Origin of the sequence: Tabrizicola sp. (assembly GCF_036781545.1) — a bacterium.
Lineage (GTDB): Bacteria > Pseudomonadota > Alphaproteobacteria > Rhodobacterales > Rhodobacteraceae > Tabrizicola.
Window position 1 is genome coordinate 1 of sequence record NZ_DAIQAT010000004.1, and the last position, 21,285, is coordinate 21,285.

A 21,285-nucleotide genomic window follows, 5' to 3' on the forward strand; every position below is an offset into this window, starting at 1 on the left:
CCGCCGTGTAGATGCACATCGGCGTGTCCTCGACATAGTCCATCGGGCTGTAGCCTAGGTCCATCGCCACGGCGTAGATGAAGGGCTTGAAGGTCGACCCCGTCTGCCTCAGCGCCTGCGTCGCCCGGTTGAAGTCGCCCGCATTGGGCAGGTTCCGCCCGCCCACCATCGCCCTGACCGCGCCGTCCGCGCTCATCACCACGATGGCGGCCTGCGCCTTGGACCCATCCTTGACCTTGTTCTCGAAGACCCAGGCCAAAGCCTCTTCGGCCTTCTTCTGCAGGTCCTGGTCCAGCGTCGTCTCGATCACCACGTCCTCGGTGGTGTCGCGCGCCAGATAGTCCGGCGTCGTCTCCATCACCCAGTCGGCGAAATAGCCGCCCGCCTTCTGCTTCGCCGCCTTCGACAGCACCGCCGGATTGGCCCGTGCGTCGTCAGCCTGGGCCTTGGTCAGGTAGCCCTGCTCCTCCATCAGCCCGATGACCACCGCGGCCCGGGTCCGCGCGCGCTCCATGCTTGCGGTCGGCGCGTAGGTCGAGGGTGCCTTCAGCAAGCCCGCCAGCATCGCCGCTTCCGCCACGCTGACATCCTTCGCCGATTTGCCGAAATAGCGCTGTGCCGCAGCCTCAAAGCCGCGCGCGCCCGCGCCCAGATAGGCCCGGTTGAAGTAGATCGTCAGGATGTCTTTCTTGGAATACTTCGCCTCCATTGCCATCGCGAAAGGCACTTCCTTGATCTTCCGCCACATGCCGCCCTTGCGGCAGTCCTTCTCGTATTCCGCCTCCGACTTCCACTGCTTCGGATCCCACTTCACCCCCAGGCACAGAAGCTTGGCCGTCTGCTGGGTGATGGTCGACCCGCCGTTGCCCTCGAAAGCACCCCGTCCCTCGGCCAGGTTGATGCGGATCGCGCTGGCGATGCCGCGCGGCGAGATGCCGAAATGCCAGTAGAATCGCTTGTCCTCGGTCGCCACCACCGCGTCATGCAGCCAGGGCGAGACGCTGTCCGCCGTCACCATGCCCCCGAAGGTCTCACCCCGCCAGGCGAAGACCTCGCCGTCGCGGTCCAGCATCGTGACCGATCCCCGCGCCCGCCCGTCGATCAGATCGGCGACCTCGGGAAGCTGCGCGTAGAAATACCAGACCACCCCGCCATAGAGCAGCGCACCGATTGCCGTCGCCCGCCAGGCGATGCCCCAGAGCACCCGCCAGACCGTCAGGATCAGCCCGATCACCAGCCCGTGCTGCCGCCGGGGCCGGGGTGTCCGGCTGCGCTTGCGGGGGGCCTTCGTGCTTTTCGGCGGCGCAGGTTTCCTCGGCCCGCCGCCCGAGCCGCCCTGGCCCGCCCCGCGCGAGGAAGTATACCGTCTGTCCGCTACAAGGGGGCCGCGCCCCCGGTCTTTCGCTGCCATGCCTGCTCTGCCACTCGTGAGCTGGGCCTGCTTTGGGCCCGTTTGGCGGCGACCATAGCCCGGATTTCCTGAAAAGCGAAGTCGGGCAGACCACGATTCGCATCGCTTTGCCGCTCAAGAATTGGGCATCAGTCCTGCGAAGTGCAGAAATTGTGCACTTCGCGGCGCTTCTGCCGCCTCCGCCCCTGTCCGTTTCTTGTGCAGGTGCAGCATTCGACCGCCTCATTCCCTTCGAAGGGTGCGCCCTGATGCAACGGAACGAGGGGACAGAAGGTGAAGCTCATCATTGCAGCAATCAAGCCGTTCAAGCTCGACGAGGTCCGCGAGGCGCTGACCGCAATCGGGGTGAGGGGCATGATGGTGACCGAGATCAAGGGGTTCGGCAGCCAGTCTGGCCACACCGAGATTTATCGTGGCGCGGAGTATGCCGTGAACTTCGTGCCGAAGGTCCGGCTCGAGATCGTCGTGGCCGACGCCCTGGCCGACCAGGTGGTCACGACCATCCAGAAGGCTGCCAAGACCGACAAGATCGGCGACGGAAAGATTTTCGTCCTCGACGTAGAGCACGCCGTGCGGGTCCGCACCGGCGAAACCGATGACGACGCGCTGTGACCGGCGGGGAAGAGGGGAACACCTGACATGAAGATGAATGCGAAACTCGCTGGCCTCGGCGCGCTCTCTGCCGCGCTTCTCGCCAGCCTGCCCGCCTGGGCGCAGGAGACCACCGAGGCCGTGGCCGAAGTGGCCGAAGTGGTGACCCCGGTCTCGGGGCTGGATACCGGCGACACCGCCTGGATGATCGTGGCGACCGTGCTGGTCATGTTCATGATCCTGCCGGGCTTGGCGCTGTTCTACGGCGGGCTCGTGCGCGCCAAGAACATGCTGTCGGTGCTGGTGCAGGTCACCGGCATCGCCACCACGATCATGATCGTCTGGGTGGTCTACGGCTATTCCTTTGCCTTCGGCGGCTCGGAAAGCGCCTATTTCGGCGGCTTCGGCAAGCTGTTCCTGAAGGGCGTCGACGCCTCGTCCGAGGCGGGGACGATCCCGGAATACCTGTTCATCGCCTTCCAGATGACCTTTGCGGCCATCACCCCGGCGCTGATCGTCGGCGCCTTCGCCGAACGGATCAAGTTCGGCGCGGCGGTGCTCTTCTCGGTGCTCTGGGTGACATTCGTCTACTTCCCCATCGCCCACATGGCCTGGGACGCAAACGGCCTCTTCTTCGGCTGGGGGGTTCTGGACTTCGCGGGCGGCACGGTGGTGCACATCAACGCCGGGATCGCGGGGCTGGTCGGCGCGCTCATGCTGGGCAAGCGCACCGGCTACGGCAAGGACAACATGGCGCCGCATTCGCTGCCGCTCGCCATGGCCGGTGCGGGGATGCTCTGGGTCGGCTGGTTCGGCTTCAACGCGGGCTCGGCGCTGGGGGCAGGTACGCTGGCGACGCTGGCGGTGATCAACACCTTCACTGCGACGGCGGGCGCGACGGTCGCCTGGCTCCTGGCCGAGAAGCTGATCCGCGGCAAATCCTCGGCGCTGGGTGCGGCCTCGGGCATCATCGCGGGCCTCGTGGCAGTAACCCCGGCAGCGGGTGCGGTCGGGCCGGTCGGGGCCATCGTCCTTGGGGCCATTGCCTCGCTGGTGGCCTACTACTTCGTCGCCGTGGTCAAGGTGAAAGCCGGCTATGACGACAGCCTCGACGTGTTCGGCATCCACGGCGTCGCGGGGATCATCGGCGCCATCGGCACCGGCGTCCTGGCGGCCTCTGGCTTCGGCGGGCAGGGCTATGCCGAGGGCGTGACCATGGGCGCGCAGGTCGGCACCCAGATCCTTGCCGTGGCGATCACCGTGATCTGGTGCGGCGTGGTTTCAGCGGTGCTCTACAAGGTGGTGGATATGGTCCTGGGCCTGCGGGTTCCGGTCGACGCCGAGCGCGAAGGGCTGGACCTCACCAGCCACGGCGAACAGGCCTACCACAGCTGAGGTTCGACAGGGCGGCAGGCCACCTCCTCCCGGCCTGCCACCAAAACCAACGGCCCGCGGGATTTCCCTCAGCGGGCCGTTTTATCTGGCCGACCGCTGCCCTCCCGCCGCCACATGCGCGGTGATTGCCGGTTAACCGTTGATGAATGCGCACAGCCAACCCACTGGAATTCTTGGCGGGTCTTCCCGCGCCACGCGTGGCGGCCTCGGCGCCGCCCGCCCTTCCCCTCGCTGTCGCCCCGGTCTAGGCTCCGCCCCGCGAGGAGACCCGATGCATCCCGAAGGCAATCCGTTGAAAGGCGTGGCGCTGGTCGTGGCCGCGACGCTGCTTTTCGCGGCGGGTGACACGCTCGGGAAGCATCTCTCGATGCTCTACGCCGCCACCCTGATCCTCTCGGCGCGTTACCTGATCAACCTGGTTCTCGTCCTGATCACGATGTGGCCCCGCCACCGCAGCGCCGTCTGGCGGACCCGGCGCACAGGCCTCGTCCTGTTGCGCGGGCTTTTCCTGGCCTTCGCCACCATCACCATGCTCCTTGCGCTCAAGGTGATGCCGGTGGCCGAGTCGGTGGCGATCATCTACATCACCCCGGTCCTCCTGATGCTCGCCTCCGGCCCGATCCTGGGCGAGAGGGTCAGCGCCCTGGGCTGGGTCTGCGCGGCACTGGGCTTCGCCGGGGTCCTTCTCATCGCCCGCCCCGGCAGCGGGCTCGACCCCTGGGGCGTGGCGCTCTGCCTGCTGAACGCCGTCCTCGGCAGTGGATACCACCTGTTGACCCGCATCCTGACCCGGACCGAGACGACAATGGCGCTTCTCTTCCACACCGCGCTGGTCGGATCGATTCTGTCCATCGGCATGACCCTCGCCCTCGGCGTCCCGCTCTGGCCGGATGCTCCCGATGCCGGGCTGGTGCTGGTCTACGCCACCTGCGCGACCCTCGGCCACCTGCTCCTGACCTCCGCCTACCGCGAGGCGCCGGCCTCTACCCTCGCGCCGGTCAACTACATGCATATCGCCTTCGCGACGCTCCTCGGCTGGCTGGTATTCCACCAGCTCCCCGACGCGTTGGCCTTCGCAGGCATGGCCCTGATCGCCGCCGCCGGGCTGCTGGCGGCGTGGCGGGCCAGCCGCTAGCAGCCCCGTGGCATCAGAAGAACCCCCGCGGGATCAGCCGGTGCTCGTAGGCGTCCCGCTCCAGCCCCTCGCGGAAATCCGGGTGGGCGATGGAAATCAAGGCCCGGGCCCGTTCGGCGATCGACCGTCCCTTCAGGTTCGCCATTCCGTACTCCGTCACCACATACATGATGTCCGTCCGGGGCGTGGTCACCACGTTGCCCCGCGTCAGCGCCGTCACGATCCGGCTCCGCCGCTCGCCCTTCTTGTCGTAGGTCGAGGCAAGGCACATGAAGCTTTTCCCGCCCCGGCTGCCATAGGCGCCCCGCACGAACTGAAGCTGCCCCCCGGTGCCCGAGATATGCCGGAACCCGTCCGTCTCCGACGCCGCCTGCCCCTGAAGGTCGACCTGCGTCGTGTTGTTGATCGACACCACACGGTCGTTCTGCATGATGATGTGCGGCAGGTTGGTGTAGTCGACCGGGTGGAACTCCACCTCCGGGTTCCGGTCGATGAAGTCATACAGATACTGCGCGCCGAGGGCGAAGGTACAGACCATCTTTCCCGGGTTCAGCTGCTTCTTCGCCCCCGTGATCCGCCCGGCCCTATACAGGTCGACGATCCCGTCGGTCATCATCTCGGTGTGGATGCCAAGATCCGAAACCGGGCTCTCGGCCAGAAGCGAGCAGACCGCATTCGGCATTCCCCCGATTCCGATCTGGAGGCAGGAGCCGTCCTCCACCTCCGCCGCGATCAGCCGGGCGACCGCCTTGTCGACCTCGGTCGCGGCGGCCTTCGGCAGCTCGGCCATCGGCGTGTCATGGCCGGGGATGATGTAGTCGGCCTCTGACACATGCAGCCCGGTCCCTTCGCCCATGACATAGGGAAGGGTCGGCGTCTCCTCGACGATCACCACTTTTCCCCGCTCCACCAGCGCCCGCATCCACAGGACATTCGGGCCAAAGTTGAAGAACCCCCGCTCGTCCATCGGCGTGGTCTTGAAGACCACGATATCCGGCGGCTCGATGAAACGGCGGTAATAGTCCGGCACCTCGCCCAGGTTGACCGGCAGGTAATGCGCCATGCCCGCATCATGCTTGCGCCTGTCGTAGCCCGAGAAATGGGTGGAGAACCAGTGGACATGCTTCCCGTCCGGGTCCGCCTCCAGCACCGCGCGGGGGCGGGCGGTGAGGACGGAGCGGAAGCGGATGTCAGTCAGGGGACCAAGCCGCGCGGCCAGCGCCGCGTCGAAGGCGTCGGGCTGGCCGAGGATCGCGCCGTAGTCCAGCCACATGCCGGGCCGGACCAGTGCTGCCGCTTCTTCAGCCGTGATCCGCTTCGCCGCCTTGCCCATTACGTCCCCCCGGTTTGCCGCACAGTCAAGCACGGAGCCCGGGGGCCTGCCAAGCTTCAGCTGGTCGCGCTGATCAGTCCGGTCCCCGCCACCGCCAACACAGCCCCGATCCAGGCGGCAGGACCGGGCAGCCGCCTTGTCACCACCCAGACCATGGGCAGGATCAGGATCGGCGTGGTCGAAGACAGGGTGCTGACGATGCCGACATCGCCACGGGCCAGCGCCGCCATCAGGAGCGACATGCCAAGGAACATCCCGCTCAGCGCCGACAGTCCGATCTTGCGCGCGTCGGCACCCCCAAGCGGCGTGGTGGGGCGCCAGCGGGGCAGGGTAAGAAGCAAAAGGAAGAACAGCGCCCCCAGTCCCGACCGCACGGCAATCGCGGTGAATGGTTCGGTCCCGGCCAGCATGGCGGGACGGGCGAAGAGATTGCCCAGGGCCTGCGACAGGGCGGTGACGAGGCCAAGCGCCGTGCCCAGCCCCAGCGCCCGCGTCCGGGCCTTGCCGTCATCGCTGCGCGGGCCGAGGATCGCCAGCACGATGCCTGCAAGGATCAGCACCACGCCGCCCGCTTGCAGCCAGGTCACAGTCTCGCCCCGGAACAGGTAGCCCAGGGCCAGCGCGAAGGGCGCCGAAAGCGTGAAGAACAGCGCGAAGAGCCTTGGTCCCATCATCTTGATCGCGGCGATATAGGTCAGCCCGCCGACCATCACCGCCGCCGCCGAAGAAGCCGTCAGCCAGCCAAGCTCCTGCGCGCCCAGCGTGGTCCAGCCGCCCACGGCCAGCCCGACGGTGGCGGTCATCAGGCAGGCGAACAGCATCTGCCAGAAGACCAGTTGCAAGGCGCTGACCTGCCGCGAGACGCTGTCGACCTGCATCGACCCCAGCGCGAAACAGGCCGCCGCCGCAATCGAGAGCAGGACGGCCAGCATGATGCGTCAGATCACCTGCGCGATAGCTGCGGCCAGCACCGGCACGGTCTTCGCGTTCAGCCCGGCGATGTTGATCCGGCTGTCACCCACCATGTAGATGCCATGCTCTTCCCGCAGCCGGTTCACCTGCGCTTCGGTCAGGCCCAGGCGGCTGAACATGCCGCGATGATGGGCGACGAAGTCGAAACGGTCGGTATTGGTGGCGCGGCGCAACTCGTCGGCCAGGGCCTTCCGCAGGGAAAGCATGTTCTGGCGGACCTCCTCCAGTTCCGCCTTCCACTCGGCGGTAAGGGCGGCGTCTTCCAGGATCATCGTCACCAGCCGTGCGCCATGGTCGGGCGGGAAGCTGTAGTTCTGCCGGTTGAGGAAGCTCAGGTTGCCCTGCACCACGGCCTTGCGGTCGGGCGAGGTGAGGGCGATCAGGATGCCGGTGCGTTCGCGGTAGATGCCGAAGTTCTTGCTGCACGAGGCGGCGATAAGCACCTCGGGGAAAGCGGTGGCGATCTTGCGGGTGGCGGCGGCGTCTTCCTCCAGCCCGTCGCCGAAGCCCTGGTAGGCGAGGTCGACGAAAGGAACCGCCCCCTTCCGTTGCAGCAGCGCGATCACCTGGTCCCACTGGTCGGGGGACAGGTTTGCCCCGGTCGGGTTGTGGCAGCAGCCGTGCAGCAGCACCGCATCGCCCGCCGCCACGCCTTCCAGATCTTCCATCAGTCCCGTGAAGTCGATGCCCGAGGTGGCGGTGTCGAAGTAGCGATACTCGACGCCCGTCATGCCGAGGTATTTCACGATCGAGGGATGGTTCGGCCAGGTCGGCGCGGACATCCAGACCCGTGCCTTCGGGTTGGCCATCCTGATCAGTTCCAGCGCCTGCCGGATCGCCCCGGTCCCGCCGGGTGTGGCGACCGAGGCCGCGCGGTCGGCGAAGCCCGGCCCGAGGATCATGTCCACCAGCGCGGCATTGTAGGCCGGTTCGCCCGCAAGGCCGGTGTAGGTCTTGGTGGTCTCCACCTCCCACAGCTTCTTCTCGGCCGCCTTCACCGCGCGCATCACCGGGGTCAGGCCGGTCGCGTCCTTGTAGACGCCGACGCCAAGGTCGATCTTCGTGGTCCGGGGGTCGTCCCGGAACATCGCGATAAGGGCCAGGATCTTGTCCTGCGGCTGGGGATTCAGGGTTTCAAGCATGGGATTTCCCGGGAGTTTGGACGCCAGCCCAGTGCCACAATGCGCATGCAGCGGCAAGCGCGCTCAGGCGCCCGTCGCGACCTTCAGATCGTCATACATGCCCCATTCCGCCCAGGACCCGTCATAGAGCGCATGGTTCCGGTGCCCGACCCGCTCCAGCGCCAGCGACAGGATCGCCGCCGTCACGCCCGAGCCGCAAGAGGTGATCGCGGGTTTCCTCAGGTCCACCCCGGCCGCCTCGAACACCTCGCGCAGCGCGGCGGGTGATTTCATCGTGCCATCCGGGTTCAGCACCTCGGCGAAGGGAATGTTCTTCGACCCCGGGATATGTCCCGACCGCAGCCCCGCGCGGGGTTCCGGCGCCTCGCCACGGAAACGGGCGGCGGCGCGGGCGTCCAGGATCTCGGCCTCGCCCAGCTTGGCGGCATGGGCGACCTGGGTCACGTCCTTCACCAGATGGTTCTGGCGGCTGGTGGTTATGTGCCGGTCGCGGATGACCGGGGGCATGTCCTCGATCTCGCGGCCCTCGGCCTTCCACTTCGGAAAGCCGCCATCCAGCACCGCCACATCGGTCTTGCCCATCAGCCGGAAGGTCCACCAGACCCGGGCCGCGCTGAACAGCCCGGTGCCGTCGTAGACCACCACCTGATGCCCGTCGCCCACGCCCATCGCCCGCAGGCGCGAGATGAACTTCTCGGGCGGGGGGGCCATATGGGGCAGGCTGGACCGCTGGTCGGAAATCTCGTCGATGTCGAAGAACCGCGCGCCGGGGATATGGCCCGCCTCATACTCCGCCTTTGCGTCGCGGTTCTGCGCGGGCAGATACCAGCTGGCGTCCAGCACGCGAAGGTCGGGGTCGCGCAGATGTTTCGCCAGCCAGTCGGTCGAGACCAGCGTCTTGGGGTCGTCCTGCGGCGATGGGGTCATGTGCGGCCTCCCGGAGTTACCGGGATATATCCACGCGCGCCGGGCAGGCGCAAGCGGCGCGGGGGCCTGAGGGTCCCCGCGCCAGAGCGTTACTTCACCAGGGCCTTCTTCAGCATCCCGAGGATCGCCGTCAGCACGGCGCCACCGGCACCGCCGCCGATGATCGACTGGATGATGGTGCCGATGTCGAGGTTGGCCGCCGCGGCCCCGGCGTCACCGCCGAGCATACCCATCAACACGCCGCCCAGACCACCGCCCACGGCACCCGCGACGGAGTTGCCCGCAGTGCCGAGGCTGAGGTTCTTCAGCCCCGCCCCCGCAGCGTTCCCGCCGAGAAGCCCCGCGATGATCTGGATGATCAGTTCCATACCCATGAAGATACCTTTCCCACTTTGCCGGTTTCGCACCCGTGATGCCCCGGCTTTTCCCCCGAACGTGCTGTCCGGTAGCGGTCACAATGCCAGAAGCAGAGGAATCCGGCAAGAAATGTTCGATTTGTGCAGGTCAGTCGCGGCTGTTCTGCTTCATCAGCCGTGCCTTCTGCCGGTCCCAGTCGCGCTTGGCGCTGGTTTCCCGCTTGTCGGCCAGCTTCTTGCCCTTGGCGATGCCAAGCTTCAGCTTCACGATGCCGCGCTCGTTGAAATACATTTTCATCGGCACGATGGTCATGCCCTCGCGCCCCACGGCGGACCATAGGCGCGACAGTTCCTTCTTCGACACCAGAAGCTTGCGACGGCGGCGCTCCTCGTGCCCGAAGGTCTTGGCCTGCAGGTAGGGGGCAATATAGCCGTTGATCAGCCACAGCTCGCCGCCCTCGACGCTGGCATAGCTTTCGGCGATGTTCGACCCGCCCTGGCGCAGGCTCTTCACCTCGGAGCCCAGAAGCATGATCCCGGCCTCGAGGTCGCTTTCGATATGGTAATCGAAACGCGCCCGCCGGTTCTCGGCGATGAGTTTGGAGTTGGGATCGGACTTGGCCACCATGATCCGGTTCAGATAAGGTCTGGCCGGGGCTTAGTCCAGACGCTACAGGCGCTGCGGCCGGATGCGGCAACCGGCAGCCTGACCTACCCCTTCAGCTCCTGGGTGATCCTGACCGGCCCGACCGCGCCCTTCAGCTTGGCCCGGTAGATTACCACCCCCTCGGCCACGCGCATGACATAGGTCCGCGTCTCGGCGAAGGGGATGGTCTCGATCCAGTCGACCACGTCCACATCCGGACGGCGCGGGTCGCCGAATTCGGTCATCCAGCGTTCGGGGCGGCGGGGGCCCGCGTTGTAGCCCGAGGCGACAAGCGCGATGGAGGGGCCGAATTTCTCGACCATCTCGGCCAGATAGGCCGCGCCCATGGTGACGTTGTAGGCGGGGTCCGAGATCAGTTTCGCCGCATCGAACGGCTTGCCCAGCTTTTCCGCCATGTGCTTCGCGGTGCCGGGCAGGACCTGCATCAGTCCGCGGGCGTCGGCGGAAGACCGGGCGGCCGGGTCGAACTCGCTCTCCCGGCGCGAGATCGACAGCGCCAGCGCGCGGCTGACTTGCAAGCCATCCGGCACGAAATCCGGCACGGGGTAATAGGCGTGCGGCAGGATCAGCCCGCGTTCGGCGGCCTGCTTTGCGATCAACACGGCAAGATGCGGCTCGCCCCAGTCCAGCGTCATGTCGGCCATCTGCGCCAGGCCCGTCTGGTCCTGGCTTTCGGCGAGATGCAGCAGGAAACGCTTGGCAAGCGTCCGGTTGCCCGCCTTGAGCAGCACCTGCGCCGCCGCAAGTACCGAAGATTGCGCGTAACCCGCGCCCCGCCAGTCCGGCGTGCCCGGCTTGGCCAGAAGCCCCTTGTCCAGCGACAGGCCCAGCCGTTCGGCGGCCAAAAGCCCGTAGAACGCGGTCTGGTGCACCGCCGCCGCCTTGTAGCTGGCACTGCCGTCCTGGCCCGCGGCCTCTTGCGCGCGGCCGATCCAGTAATGCGCCCGCGCCAGGCTGATCGGGGTCCTGACCCCGGCGAGGAGATGCTTGAAATGCTTCAGCGCCGTCTCCGGGTCGTTCAGCCGCCGCAGCGCGATGAAACCCGACAGGAACTCCAGATCGGCATAGGTCGAGGCGCCGCTGTCGGTCGGCAGATGATGGTTCGCGGCCACTCGATAGGCCTCTTTCGCCCGGCCGTTGCGCATCAGGTAGCGCGCCAGCACCGCGCGGCGTTCGGCCCAGGCCTCGGGGCGGCCCAGGCTTTCGGCGGATTTCGAGCGTTCCAGGATCAGCTCGGTCGCCTCGTCGTAGAGGTCCTTTCTCATCCGCCAGATGAAGCGGTCATAGGCAAGGCCCGCATCCCCCGCCCGCGCCTTCGGCACCGCTTCGATCAGCCCGGTGACGCCCTTGCTTTGCGCCTGCAGGGCCAGCCGCGCCCGGGCCAGCGCCCTTACGTCCTCGGGCACCCGCTTCAGCATCCGCTCGGCTTCGTTCGCCCGGCCCTGCCACAAGAGGTTGTCCAGCCGCAGCTCGTGCACGAAACCGACCGCCTCGGGGGCAAGATCGATCAGCGCCTGCTCCTGGTCTGCCGCGAAGGGCAGGGTGGACCAGGCCCGCATCGCCTCGGTTTCGGCATCTGCCGCCCGGCCCACCGCCAAAAGCGCGCGGACATAGGCGATGGCGCCCTTGCCCGTTTCCGGCGGTCCGGCGTCGAACCAGGCGATCACCCGGGCCGGATCGGTCGACCGGGACACCGCCTCCTCGCCCTTTTCGCGCAGCAGCGGCAGGCCGGGCCAGTCCGGGCGGCGGCGGAGGAAGTCCTCATACTCGCCCAGCCGCCCGTCGCCCGCCCGCAGGCGCTGCCATTCGATGACGTCGCGCCCGACGCCCGAAGGGGCGACCGCCAGCGCGCCCGCCCAATCCGCCTTCGCGGCCAGCTCCAGCGCTGTCCGCATCGCCTGTGTCGTATCTGCTGCGGCCGGTTGCACCAGGATGGCCAAGGCCAGACCCAGCGCCCGGATCGTCTTTTTCCTGCCTGTCATGGCAGGAATCTGCCTGACCTCCCTGCACTTCACAAGCCACGACTGCGTTAGCGGCGAGACTTGGCTTTAAGCCGGTCTGCGGCTATGAGGGGCGCGCTTTCAGGGCAATCCCGCCCATCACGAGGAGAAGCGTCATGATCAGAGGGTCCCTTCCTGCCCTGGTGACGCCGTTCAAGAACGGCGAGCTGGATCTGGTGACGCTGAAGAAGCTGGTCGACTGGCATATCGCCGAAGGTTCGCACGGGCTGGTGCCGGTGGGCACCACGGGCGAAAGCCCGACGCTCTCGCACGCCGAGCACCAGAAGGTCATCGAAGAGGTCGTCGCCGCCGTCGCGGGCCGCATTCCGGTGGTCGCAGGGGCCGGGTCGAACAACACGGTCGAGGGCATTTCCCTGATGCGTCATGCCGAAAAGGTCGGCGCCACAGCCGCGCTGGTCGTGACCCCCTACTACAATAAGCCGACGCAGGCGGGCCTGATCGCCCATTTCACCGCGCTGCACGACTGCTGCGCCCTGCCGATCGTGATCTACAACATCCCCGGCCGCTCGGTCGTCGACATGTCGCCCGAAACGATGGGGACGCTGGCCAAACTTCCCCGGATCATCGGGGTCAAGGACGCCACCGGCAAGATCGAGCGTGTCAGCCAGCAGCGTGCCGCCTGCGGGACCGATTTCATCCAGGTTTCTGGCGAGGATGCGACGGCCCTGGGCTTCAACGCCCATGGTGGGGTCGGCTGCATCTCGGTGACGGCCAACGTCGCCCCGCGCCTTTGTGCCGAGTTCCAGGAGGCGACGCTCCGCGGTGACTACGCCAAGGCGCTGGAGTATCAGGACAAGCTGATGCCGCTGCATGAGGCGATCTTCATCGAGCCGGGCCTCGTTGGCGCCAAATACGCGCTGTCGGTGCTGGGCCTTTGCTCGGAAGAGGTCCGCCTGCCGCTGGTGGGCCTGACCGACGGCACCAAGGCAAAGATCAAGGCCGCGATGAAACACGCCGGGCTGATCTGAGGCTTTCCCCTCCGCCGAAAAAATAGCGCCCCGCCCGCCCGGCGGGGCGCTTGCCATTTCCGCCCCGCCCGCGCACCTTGCCCGCCGCAAGGAGGCCCCATGCGCAGCTCGAAGACCATCCATGTCATCTCCGCCCATGCCGAGGGTGAGGTCGGCGATGTCATCGTCGGCGGTGTCGCCCCGCCCCCTGGTGCCACATTGTGGGAGATGCGCGAGGCGCTCTGGCGCGACCAGACCCTGCGCAACTTCGTCCTGAACGAACCGCGCGGCGGTGTCTTCCGGCATGTCAACCTCTTGGTCCCGCCCAAGGATCCGCGCGCGCAAATGGGCTTCATCATCATGGAGCCCGAGGACAACCCGCCGATGTCCGGCTCGAACTCGATCTGCGTCGCGACGATGCTTCTCGACAGCGGCATCCTGCCGATGACCGAGCCCGTCACCGAACTGACCCTGGAAGCGCCCGGCGGGCTGGTCACGGTGCGGGCCGACTGCAAGGACGGCAAGGCCGAGCGCATCCATGTCCGTAATCTGCCCTCTTTCGCCGACCGGCTGGGCGTGCCGCTGGAGGTGCCGGGCCTCGGCACCCTGATGGTGGACACCGCCTATGGCGCCGACAGTTTCGTCGTGGTCGACGCGCAGGCGCTGGGTTTCACCCATGCGCCGGGGGACGCCCATGCGATGGCGAAACTGGGCGTCCAGATCACCACCGCCGCCGACGAACAGCTGGGCTTCTCCCATCCCGAAAACCCCGACTGGCGGCATTTCTCCTTCTGTCTCTTCGCCGGTCCCCTGACCCGCGCTGCCGATGGCTGGGAGACGCAGCACGCCGTCTCGATCCGCCCCGGCAAGATCGATCGCTCCCCCACCGGCACCGCCGTCTCCGCCCGGCTGGCGATCCTGGCGGCGCGTGGCCAGATCGGACCGGGCGAGGTGCTGCGCGCCCGCTCGCTGATCGGCGGCCAGTTCGAGGGGCGGATCGTCGGCACCACCCGCGTCGGCGAGTTGTCCGCGATCCTGCCGGAAATCTCTGGCCGGGCCTGGATCACCGGCACGCACCAGCACATGCTCGACCCCGCCGATCCCTGGCCGGAAGGCTACCGGCTAAGCGACACCTGGGGTGCGCGGTGACGCTTTCGCGCAGGCTCCTCGAGCACTTCGTGCACTCCTCGCAGGGCAACTCCGACGAGTGCACGAAGTGCTCGGGGAGGATCACGCAGCGATGACCGACAACCAGCGCGGCGCGCTTTACATGACCGCCTCGATGGCGGGCTTCGCGGTCGAGGATGTCTTCGTCAAGGCCGCCGCCCGCGGCCTTCCCCTCGGCCAGGTCCTCCTGACCATCGGCCTTGCCGGGGTGCTCGTTTTCAGCGCGATGGCCGCCCGCCGGGGTGAGGCGCTCCTGCCCCCCGCCTTCCTTTCCCGTCCCATGCTGGTCCGCTGCGGGTTCGAGGTTACGGGCCGTCTCTTCTATGGCCTGGCCATCACGCTCACGGCCCTCTCCACCACCTCGGCGATCCTGCAGGCGACACCGCTCGTCGTCGTCGCCGGGGCTGCGCTGGTCTTCGGTGAGCGGGTCACGCCGCAGCGCTGGCTGGCCGTGCTGGTCGGGTTCGTCGGCGTGCTGGTGATCCTGCGGCCGGGGTCGGACTTCTCGGCCCTCTCCCTCCTCGCCGTCGTCGGCCTCCTCGGCTTCGCGGGCCGCGACCTTGCCACCCGCGCCGCGCCGAAGGGTCTCTCGAACCGCCAGCTTGGCGCCTTGGGCTTCGCCATGCTCGCCAGTGCCGGGGCGATCCTTCTTGCCGTCACCGGCGGCGCGACCCTCCCGACCGGGCCAGCCCTTCTATATCTCGCGGGCGGAACCGTCTTCGCGGTGGCGGGCTATCATGCCCTGACCTATGCCATGCGGACGGGAGAGGTCTCGGCCGTCACGCCCTTCCGCTATACCCGGCTGATCTTCGCCATGGTGCTGGCGATGGCGCTCTTCGGCGAACGCCCCGACCTCGCCACCTGGATCGGCGCTGCGCTGGTGGTTGGCTCCGGGATATTCGCGTTGAAACGGTAGGGTGGGGTTCTACCCCACCTTGCCTAAACCCCGATCAACTCCGCCTGCCGCACGATCACCTCGGCCTGCCGCATGCTGGCGATGTCGATCAGACGCCCCTTGTAGACCGCCGCGCCCTGGCCCGCCGTCTTGGCGGCCTCCATCGCCGCAAGAATCTCGCGCGCTTCGGTCACTGCTGCCTCGGATGGGGTGAATACCTCGTTGGCCAGCGCCACCTGCTTCGGGTGGATCGCCCATTTCCCCACCATCCCCAGCACCGCCGACCGCCGCGCCTGGGCCCGAAAGCCCTCTTCGTCCGAGAAATCCCCGAACGGTCCGTCCACCGGCAAGACGCCATGCGTCCGGCAGGCCGCCACGATGGCCGCTTGCGCCCAGTGCCAGGGGTCGGACCAATATTTCTGTCCCTGGCGGTGCATGTAGTAGTTCTCCTGCGTGCCACCGATCCCGGTGGTCTGCATCCCCATGCTGGCCGCAAAATCCGCCGCGCCAAGGCTCATCGCCTGCAGGCGAGGGGACGAGGCCGCGATCTCCTCGACATGCGCGATCCCCGCCGCCGTCTCGATGATCACTTCCAGCCCGATCCGCTTCCTGCGCCCCGCCGCCGCCTCGCAGGCAGTGACCAGCGCATCCACCGCATAGACATCCGCCGCGCAGCCGACCTTGGGGATCATGATCTGGTCCAGCCGCTCGCCCGCCTGTTCCAGCAGGTCCACCACATCGCGGTACCAGAAGGGCGTGTCGAGCCCGTTGATCCGCACCGACAGGGTCTTGCGGCCCCAGTCTACCGCGCTGATCGCCGTGATGATATTGGCCCGTGCCTGCGGCTTGTCGGCGGGTGCGACGGAGTCCTCAAGATCAAGGTTGATCACATCCGCTGCCGAGGCCGCCATCTTGGCGAACAGTTCGGGCCGCGAGCCCGGACCAAACAGCTGGCAACGGTTCGGGCGGGCCGGGGCGGGGGGTTGCAGGCGGAAGCTCATGGGGAAACCTATGGGGCAAGGATATTACGCAAGTCGCTTTCCGATGGCTATATTCTTGCGCGCTGCGGTGCAACATTCCTTTTGCGATTGCAGAAACCAGGCCACCTTCCCAAACCCGGCATCGCCCCCTAAAGTCCCGCCATGATCACCGCCCGGGCCGAAACCTTCCCTCTCCGCAACCCCTTCACAATCTCGCGCGGGTCCAAGACCGAGGCGCGGGTAGTCACGGCCACCGTCACGCGCGGCGGGTATCGCGGCTGGGGCGAGGGCCTGCCCTATCCGCGCTATGGCGAGACGGTGGAAGACACCATTGCGGCGATTCATGCGCTGCCCGAGGGCATCACCCGGGCTGCCCTGCAACAGGCGATGAAGCCCGGCGCGGCGCGGAATGCGGTCGACTGCGCGCTCTGGGACCTCGAGGCCAAGACCACGGGCAATCCGGTCTGGCACCTTGTGGGCCTGACCCGGCCGAAGCCGGTGGAGATCGCCTTCACCCTCTCGCTCGACACGCCCGAGGCGATGCGCGCCGCCGCCGCCCGGAACGCGCATCGGGCGGTGCTGAAGGTGAAGCTCGGCACCCCCGCCGACATGCCGAGGATCGAGGCGGTGCGGCAGGGCGCCCCCAAGGTCCGCCTGATCGTCGATGCGAACGAGGGCTGGACGCCCGAGGTCTACACCGACCTCGCCCCCCACCTGATCCGGCTGGGGGTGGAGATGGTGGAACAACCCCTGCCGCAGGGGGCCGATGACATGCTGGCCGAGATCGCCCGCCCGCTGCCGGTCTGCGCCGACGAATCCGCCCATGATGCGGCCTCGCTGCCGGGGCTTCTGGGCAAGTACGACGTGGTGAACCTGAAACTCGACAAGACCGGCGGGTTGACCGAGGCCATGCGGGCACGGGACGAGGCGCGGCGGCTGGGCCTTCGGGTGATGGTCGGCTGCATGATCGCGACTTCGCTCTCGATGGCCCCGGCGATCCTGGTGGCGCAGGGGGCCGACTGGTCCGACCTTGACGGCCCCGCCGACATGGCGCAGGACCGCGACCATCCGGTTGTCTACGACGACCGCCACATCCACCCGGCCCTGCCGCAGCTTTGGGGATAGAGAATGACTCGCACCGTCTACGTGAATGGAGACTACCTGCCCGAGGGCGAGGCGAAGGTGTCGATCTTCGACCGGGGCTTCCTGATGGCCGACGGGGTCTATGAGGTGACCTCGGTGCTGGATGGTAAGCTGATCGACTTCGACGGGCATGTGAAGCGGCTGTGGCGGTCGCTTGCCGAGCTGGAGATGACCTGCCCGGTCGGCGAGGCGGATCTGCTGGCGATGCATCGGGAGCTGGTCGCCCGGAACGGGATCGAGCAGGGGATGATCTACCTGCAGGTCACGCGGGGCAATCCGGGGGACCGGTCGTTCCTGTTCCCGGCGGCGGACCTGCCGGGGACCATCGTGGCCTTCACCCAGGACATCCCGAACATGGCCGATGCCCCGGCGGCGAAGACCGGGTTGAAGGTGATCACCATCCCCGACCTGCGCTGGTCCCGCGTGGATATCAAGACGGTGCAGCTTCTCTACCCCTCGATGGGCAAGATGGCCGCGAAGAAGGCGGGGGTGGACGACAGCTGGTTCACGGATGAAGCCGGGGCGGTGACGGAGGGGACCTCGAACAACGCCTGGATCGTGAAGGGCAACCGGATCATCACCCGGGCGCTGGGCAACGATATCCTGCACGGGATCACCCGGGCGGCGGTGCTTCGCTTCGCGAGGGAGGCTCAGTTCGAGGTGGAGGAGCGGGCCTTCACGCCGGAGGAGGCGCACGGGGCGGACGAGGCCTTCTCGACCGCGGCCTCGCTTTTCGTGATGCCGGTGGTCGAGGTCGACGGGAAGCCGGTCGGGACCGGCAAGCCGGGGCCGGTGGCCACCCGGCTGCGGGAGATCTACCTGGACGAGATGCGGAAGGCGGCGATCTGAGGTGCCCACGCGCGGGCACTTTCTTCCGCCCTTTGGAATCAAGGGGTTGGTTGTGGGTCTTAGGGAAATCTTAACCTGTCCCCGCAGCCCTCTGGGGGCCGCATGACGCTCTATATCGACGCCGACGCCTGCCCGGTGAAGGGCGAGGCGGAGACGGTGGCCACCCGCCACAAGGTGCGGATGGTGGTGGTGTCGAACGGGGGCATACGGCCCTCGCAGAACCCGCTGGTCGAGAGCGTGTTCGTGTCCAGTGGGCCGGACGAGGCCGACAAATGGATCGCCGAAGCCTGCGGGCCGGGGGATGTGGTCGTCACCGGGGATATCCCGCTTGCCGCGAAATGCGTGGCGGCGGGGGCGCGGGTGGTCAAGCACAACGGCGAGGAGTTGACGGCGGCGAATGTCGGCATGGCGCTGGCCACGCGGGACCTTATGCAGGATCTGCGGTCGGCCGATCCGTTCCGGCAGGGAGGCGGGAAGATGTTCTCGAAGGCCGACCGGAGCCGGTTCCTGGACGTCCTGGACCGGGTGTTGCGGCAGGCGGGGCGGGGGTGATGAGGGGTGGATTGCCGACCTGGTTCAACCCCCCGCGACCTGTCATTCCCGCGCAAGCGGGAACCCAAAGTCGGATGGTGAAACGACCGCGAGTCCGGGTCCCTGCCTGCACGGGAATGACAGGTCAGCGCAACGTCGGGACAGGCCCTGACCTGCGATGAGGGCGCCGTTTACCCTTGACGGGTTCCGGCGCGGGGCGCGGGATGGGGTGCCACTGGCAGTCAGCATCTTCGCTTATGGGCTGGGGTTCGGGCTGGTGGCGGCGCAGGCGGGGTTCGGGGTGGGAAAGGCCGTGGCGACCAGCGCGGCGATCTATTCCGGCTCGGCGCAGCTGGCGGCGGTGAACCTGTTGCAGACCGGGCAGGCGACGGCCTGGGCGCTGTTTGCCACGATCCTGGTGATCAATGCCCGCTACCTGCTGTTCGGGGCGACCCTGCAGCCCTGGCTCTGGTCGGCGGGTCCGTTGAAAGCCTATGGCAGCCTGCTGCTTCTGGGCGATGCCAACTGGCTGATGACCATGCGGGCGATCCGCACGGGCGAGGAGGACCGCGCCTATCTGGCGGGGACCGGGGCACCGATCGCGGTCGGGTGGCTTTCGGGCACCGCGCTGGGGGCGGCGGCGGTTTCCGTCCTGCCGGCGCCGCAGGCTCTGGGCTTTGACCTGATGCTGCCCTGCTTTGCCGCCGGGATGGTGACGGCGATGATCAAGACCAGGGTCGACCTCTTGCCGGTGGTGGTGGGCGCGGCGGCCGCTCTGGCGATCTTCCACCTGCTTGGCCCGGCGCCCGCGATCATCGGGGCGGGGCTGGCCGGAGGCGCGGTGGCCGCGCTGGTCTGGCGGGAGCCGTCATGACCGAGAGCTTTCCGATGCTTCTGGCGGTGATGGCGGCGGCGGCCTTCCTGTGCCGGATGGCGGGTTTCACGCTGATGCGCTTCGTGCCGGTTTCGCCCCGCGTGGAAGCCGCGCTGCGGGCGACGCCACTGGCGGTGATGGCCGGGATCACCGCGCTGGCGGTGCAGGCGGGCGGGCTGGCCGAGGGGCTGGCGCTGGCATCGGTCGTGGGGCTGACGCTGGTCTTGCGCAGCGATGTGGCGGCGGCGTTGCTGGGTGTCGTCGTGGTGGCCGGTCTGCGCTGGATGGGGCTTTAGGAGGCTGCTCCTTGAGCACTTCGTGCACGCGTCGCGCGGCAGAGCGTCACTCCTCGATGCATTTCATGCACTCGTCGTGAGAGCGGTGCGCCAGCGAGGAGTGCACGAAAAGTGCTCGACGAGCGACCCCGCCAAAGCAAAACCGGCGTCGGTCGTGGGGCTGATGCTGGTCTTGCGCAGCGATGTGGCGGCAGCATTGCTGGGGGTCGTCGTGGTGGCCGGGCTGCGCTGGTTGGGGATTGAGGACCTCCTGACGCGAGCCCAGTCCCCTCCCCTCCCCGCGCTGGGGCGCTGCGTCGGTGAATTTCCTGTCACCCCCGCGCAAGCGGGGGCCCAAGAGCACTGGTTCCCCGCTTGCGCGGGGATGACAGGTGTTTCAAGTCCTGATCCCGTCGCACTTTCGCTCCCCTTCCAGCGGCATCTCTTCCTGGCCCCGCCAAAGCAAAACCGGCGGCCCCTGCGGACCGCCGGTTTCGATTTCTGCAATCGGACTTAGTGCAACCGGGCTTCGACCTGGGCAATCGCCTCGTCGATGGAGGAGGACGCGGCCTCTGCCGTCATCTGCTTCGACAGCACGTCGCCTGCCGCGGCCACGGCCACCGAGACGGCCTGTTCGCGGACCTGCCGGATCGCGGCGGCTTCCGCCGAGGCGATCTGGTCGGTCGCCGAAGCCAGACGGCGGGCGATCGAGGTCTTGAGGTCTGCCTTGGCCTGGGCGGCGGCGGCGAGCGCCTCTTCCCTGGCGGAGCTGACGATGCGGTCGGCCTGCTCCTGCACTTCCTTCTGCCGACGCTCATAGCTGGCGAGGATCGACTTGGCCTCTTCCCGAAGCGCGCGCGCCTCGTCGAGGTCGGCCTTGATCGCCGCCGCGCGGGCGTCGAGCATTCCGGCCAGCTTCGCGGGCACCTTCATGTAGACGAGGATGCTGATGAAGATGAGGAAGGCGATCAGAACCACGAAGTTGGTGTTCTGCAGCGAGAAGAACGGGCCTGAGGCCGCCATCGCGGGCGAAGCCGCAAGGGCGAGGAGGATGGAGAGCTTCTTCATCGCCTTACCCTTTCAGCCGAGCCGTGACGGCCGCCGTGACCGTGTTCGCATCCGCCCCGCGCCCGAGAGCGGACACCAGTTCGGCGGCCACGTCGCGGGCGACTTCGGCCACCGCAGCGGCAGCGCCGTCGCGGATGCCGGCGATGGTCTTTTCCGATTCCGCGGCCTTGGCGGCGATCTCGGCATCGGCCTTCGCGGTGGCGGCGTCGAGGTCCTTCTGGATCTCGGCCCGGGCCTGGGCGACGATTTTCGCCGCTTCGGTACGGGCATTGGCCAGCGCGTCGTTATAGGCCTTTTCGGCGGAAACCGCCTTCTGCTTCAGCTCTTCGGCTGCGGCAAGGTCGTTGGTGATCGTGCTTTTCCGGTCGGCCAGGACCGCGCCGATGCGCGGCAGGGCGATCTTCGACAGCACGAAATACATCACGACCAGCGTGACCAGAAGCCAGAAGATCTGGTTGGGAATCCAGTCGCCGCAAAGCTGCGGCATGCCGATGGCCCCGCCATGCTCGCTGACGCACTGGCTCGCGACTTGGGTCGCTGTGTTCTCGGTTGCCATGTCGTCTCTCCTGAACTTTGGAACCAGGGCCGGACAGCTGTCCGGCCCGG

Annotated in this window: 22 protein-coding genes; 11 read left to right on the forward strand and 11 right to left on the reverse strand. The window is 67.6% G+C overall.

Annotated elements, in window-relative coordinates:
• A partial coding sequence (locus V7Q39_RS01650; protein WP_333814504.1) for a transglycosylase domain-containing protein occupies window positions 1-1,411 on the reverse strand: 1,411 nt, incomplete at its 3' end.
• 273 nt (window positions 1,412-1,684) lie between these two features.
• Here V7Q39_RS01650 and V7Q39_RS01655 point away from each other — a divergent pair.
• The 3 genes from V7Q39_RS01655 to V7Q39_RS01665 all read left to right on the forward strand — a co-directional run bounded on the left by V7Q39_RS01655 (window position 1,685) and on the right by V7Q39_RS01665 (window position 4,532).
• A complete protein-coding gene (locus V7Q39_RS01655) occupies window positions 1,685-2,023 on the forward strand; it encodes a P-II family nitrogen regulator (protein WP_333814505.1) in 339 nt (112 codons plus the stop codon).
• A 27-nt stretch (window positions 2,024-2,050) separates the two neighbouring features.
• Window positions 2,051-3,397 carry an ammonium transporter gene (locus V7Q39_RS01660; protein ID WP_333814506.1) on the forward strand — a complete coding sequence of 449 codons (1,347 nt, stop codon included), beginning with the start codon at window positions 2,051-2,053 and terminating at the stop codon, window positions 3,395-3,397.
• Between the two features lie 271 nt (window positions 3,398-3,668).
• Window positions 3,669-4,532 carry a DMT family transporter gene (locus V7Q39_RS01665; RefSeq protein WP_333814507.1) on the forward strand — a complete coding sequence of 288 codons (864 nt, stop codon included), beginning with the start codon at window positions 3,669-3,671 and terminating at the stop codon, window positions 4,530-4,532.
• Window positions 4,533-4,545: 13 nt separating this feature from the next.
• Here the strand turns inward: V7Q39_RS01665 and V7Q39_RS01670 are convergent, their stop codons facing one another.
• The 7 genes from V7Q39_RS01670 to V7Q39_RS01700 form a co-directional block, all read right to left on the reverse strand.
• On the reverse strand, window positions 4,546-5,865 hold the full coding sequence (locus V7Q39_RS01670; RefSeq protein WP_333814508.1) for an acetyl-CoA hydrolase/transferase family protein: 1,320 nt from the start codon (window positions 5,863-5,865) through the stop codon (window positions 4,546-4,548).
• Window positions 5,866-5,921: 56 nt separating this feature from the next.
• On the reverse strand, window positions 5,922-6,797 hold the full coding sequence (locus V7Q39_RS01675) for a DMT family transporter (RefSeq protein ID WP_333814509.1): 876 nt from the start codon (window positions 6,795-6,797) through the stop codon (window positions 5,922-5,924).
• A 6-nt stretch (window positions 6,798-6,803) separates the two neighbouring features.
• Window positions 6,804-7,979 (reverse strand): amino acid aminotransferase, encoded by a 1,176-nt coding sequence (locus tag V7Q39_RS01680; RefSeq protein WP_333814510.1) that lies wholly within the window; start codon window positions 7,977-7,979, stop codon window positions 6,804-6,806.
• A gap of 63 nt (window positions 7,980-8,042) precedes the next feature.
• Entirely contained in the window at window positions 8,043-8,906 is an 864-nt protein-coding gene (gene sseA, locus V7Q39_RS01685; protein WP_333814511.1) for a 3-mercaptopyruvate sulfurtransferase, read from the reverse strand.
• 89 nt (window positions 8,907-8,995) lie between these two features.
• Window positions 8,996-9,280, reverse strand: a complete 285-nt coding sequence (locus V7Q39_RS01690) for a hypothetical protein (protein WP_333814512.1) — start codon at window positions 9,278-9,280, stop codon at window positions 8,996-8,998.
• A 130-nt stretch (window positions 9,281-9,410) separates the two neighbouring features.
• A complete protein-coding gene (smpB, locus tag V7Q39_RS01695; protein ID WP_333814513.1) occupies window positions 9,411-9,890 on the reverse strand; it encodes an SsrA-binding protein SmpB in 480 nt (159 codons plus the stop codon).
• Between the two features lie 83 nt (window positions 9,891-9,973).
• Window positions 9,974-11,911 (reverse strand): lytic transglycosylase domain-containing protein, encoded by a 1,938-nt coding sequence (locus V7Q39_RS01700; RefSeq protein WP_333814514.1) that lies wholly within the window; start codon window positions 11,909-11,911, stop codon window positions 9,974-9,976.
• Window positions 11,912-12,045: 134 nt separating this feature from the next.
• On the opposite strand from V7Q39_RS01700, the gene dapA reads away from it, so the two are divergent.
• The 3 genes from dapA (at window position 12,046) to V7Q39_RS01715 (ending at window position 14,980) form a co-directional block, all read left to right on the forward strand.
• Window positions 12,046-12,918 (forward strand): 4-hydroxy-tetrahydrodipicolinate synthase, encoded by an 873-nt coding sequence (dapA, locus tag V7Q39_RS01705; protein WP_333814515.1) that lies wholly within the window; start codon window positions 12,046-12,048, stop codon window positions 12,916-12,918.
• Between the two features lie 99 nt (window positions 12,919-13,017).
• The gene (locus V7Q39_RS01710) at window positions 13,018-14,046 is read left to right on the forward strand and encodes a trans-3-hydroxy-L-proline dehydratase (RefSeq protein WP_333814516.1); all 1,029 of its coding nucleotides are present in this window, start codon (window positions 13,018-13,020) and stop codon (window positions 14,044-14,046) included.
• Between the two features lie 91 nt (window positions 14,047-14,137).
• On the forward strand, window positions 14,138-14,980 hold the full coding sequence (locus V7Q39_RS01715; RefSeq protein ID WP_333814517.1) for a DMT family transporter: 843 nt from the start codon (window positions 14,138-14,140) through the stop codon (window positions 14,978-14,980).
• A gap of 23 nt (window positions 14,981-15,003) precedes the next feature.
• On the opposite strand, the gene V7Q39_RS01720 is transcribed toward V7Q39_RS01715, so the two are convergent.
• Window positions 15,004-15,960, reverse strand: a complete 957-nt coding sequence (locus V7Q39_RS01720; protein ID WP_333814518.1) for an L-malyl-CoA/beta-methylmalyl-CoA lyase — start codon at window positions 15,958-15,960, stop codon at window positions 15,004-15,006.
• Between the two features lie 141 nt (window positions 15,961-16,101).
• Between V7Q39_RS01720 and dgcA the strand changes: the two genes are divergently transcribed.
• The 5 genes from dgcA to V7Q39_RS01745 all read left to right on the forward strand — a co-directional run bounded on the left by dgcA (window position 16,102) and on the right by V7Q39_RS01745 (window position 19,632).
• Entirely contained in the window at window positions 16,102-17,064 is a 963-nt protein-coding gene (gene dgcA / locus V7Q39_RS01725) for an N-acetyl-D-Glu racemase DgcA (protein ID WP_333814519.1), read from the forward strand.
• Between the two features lie 3 nt (window positions 17,065-17,067).
• On the forward strand, window positions 17,068-17,931 hold the full coding sequence (locus V7Q39_RS01730) for a D-amino-acid transaminase (RefSeq protein ID WP_333814520.1): 864 nt from the start codon (window positions 17,068-17,070) through the stop codon (window positions 17,929-17,931).
• A 102-nt stretch (window positions 17,932-18,033) separates the two neighbouring features.
• Complete coding sequence (locus V7Q39_RS01735) at window positions 18,034-18,483, forward strand: YaiI/YqxD family protein (protein WP_333814522.1); 450 nt, start codon at window positions 18,034-18,036, stop codon at window positions 18,481-18,483.
• Window positions 18,484-18,640: 157 nt separating this feature from the next.
• Window positions 18,641-19,336, forward strand: a complete 696-nt coding sequence (locus V7Q39_RS01740; protein ID WP_333814524.1) for an AzlC family ABC transporter permease — start codon at window positions 18,641-18,643, stop codon at window positions 19,334-19,336.
• Window positions 19,333-19,632: an AzlD family protein gene (locus tag V7Q39_RS01745; RefSeq protein WP_333814526.1), complete on the forward strand. Its 300-nt coding sequence runs from the start codon at window positions 19,333-19,335 to the stop codon at window positions 19,630-19,632. Before V7Q39_RS01740 ends, V7Q39_RS01745 begins: the two co-directional genes overlap by 4 nt.
• A gap of 492 nt (window positions 19,633-20,124) precedes the next feature.
• Here V7Q39_RS01745 and V7Q39_RS01750 read toward each other — a convergent pair whose 3' ends face one another.
• Together V7Q39_RS01750 and V7Q39_RS01755 are read right to left on the reverse strand one after the other, a co-directional pair.
• The gene (locus V7Q39_RS01750; protein ID WP_333814528.1) at window positions 20,125-20,679 is read right to left on the reverse strand and encodes a F0F1 ATP synthase subunit B; all 555 of its coding nucleotides are present in this window, start codon (window positions 20,677-20,679) and stop codon (window positions 20,125-20,127) included.
• Between the two features lie 4 nt (window positions 20,680-20,683).
• Complete coding sequence (locus V7Q39_RS01755; protein WP_333814531.1) at window positions 20,684-21,235, reverse strand: F0F1 ATP synthase subunit B'; 552 nt, start codon at window positions 21,233-21,235, stop codon at window positions 20,684-20,686.
• Between the last annotated feature and the right edge of the window lie 50 nt (window positions 21,236-21,285).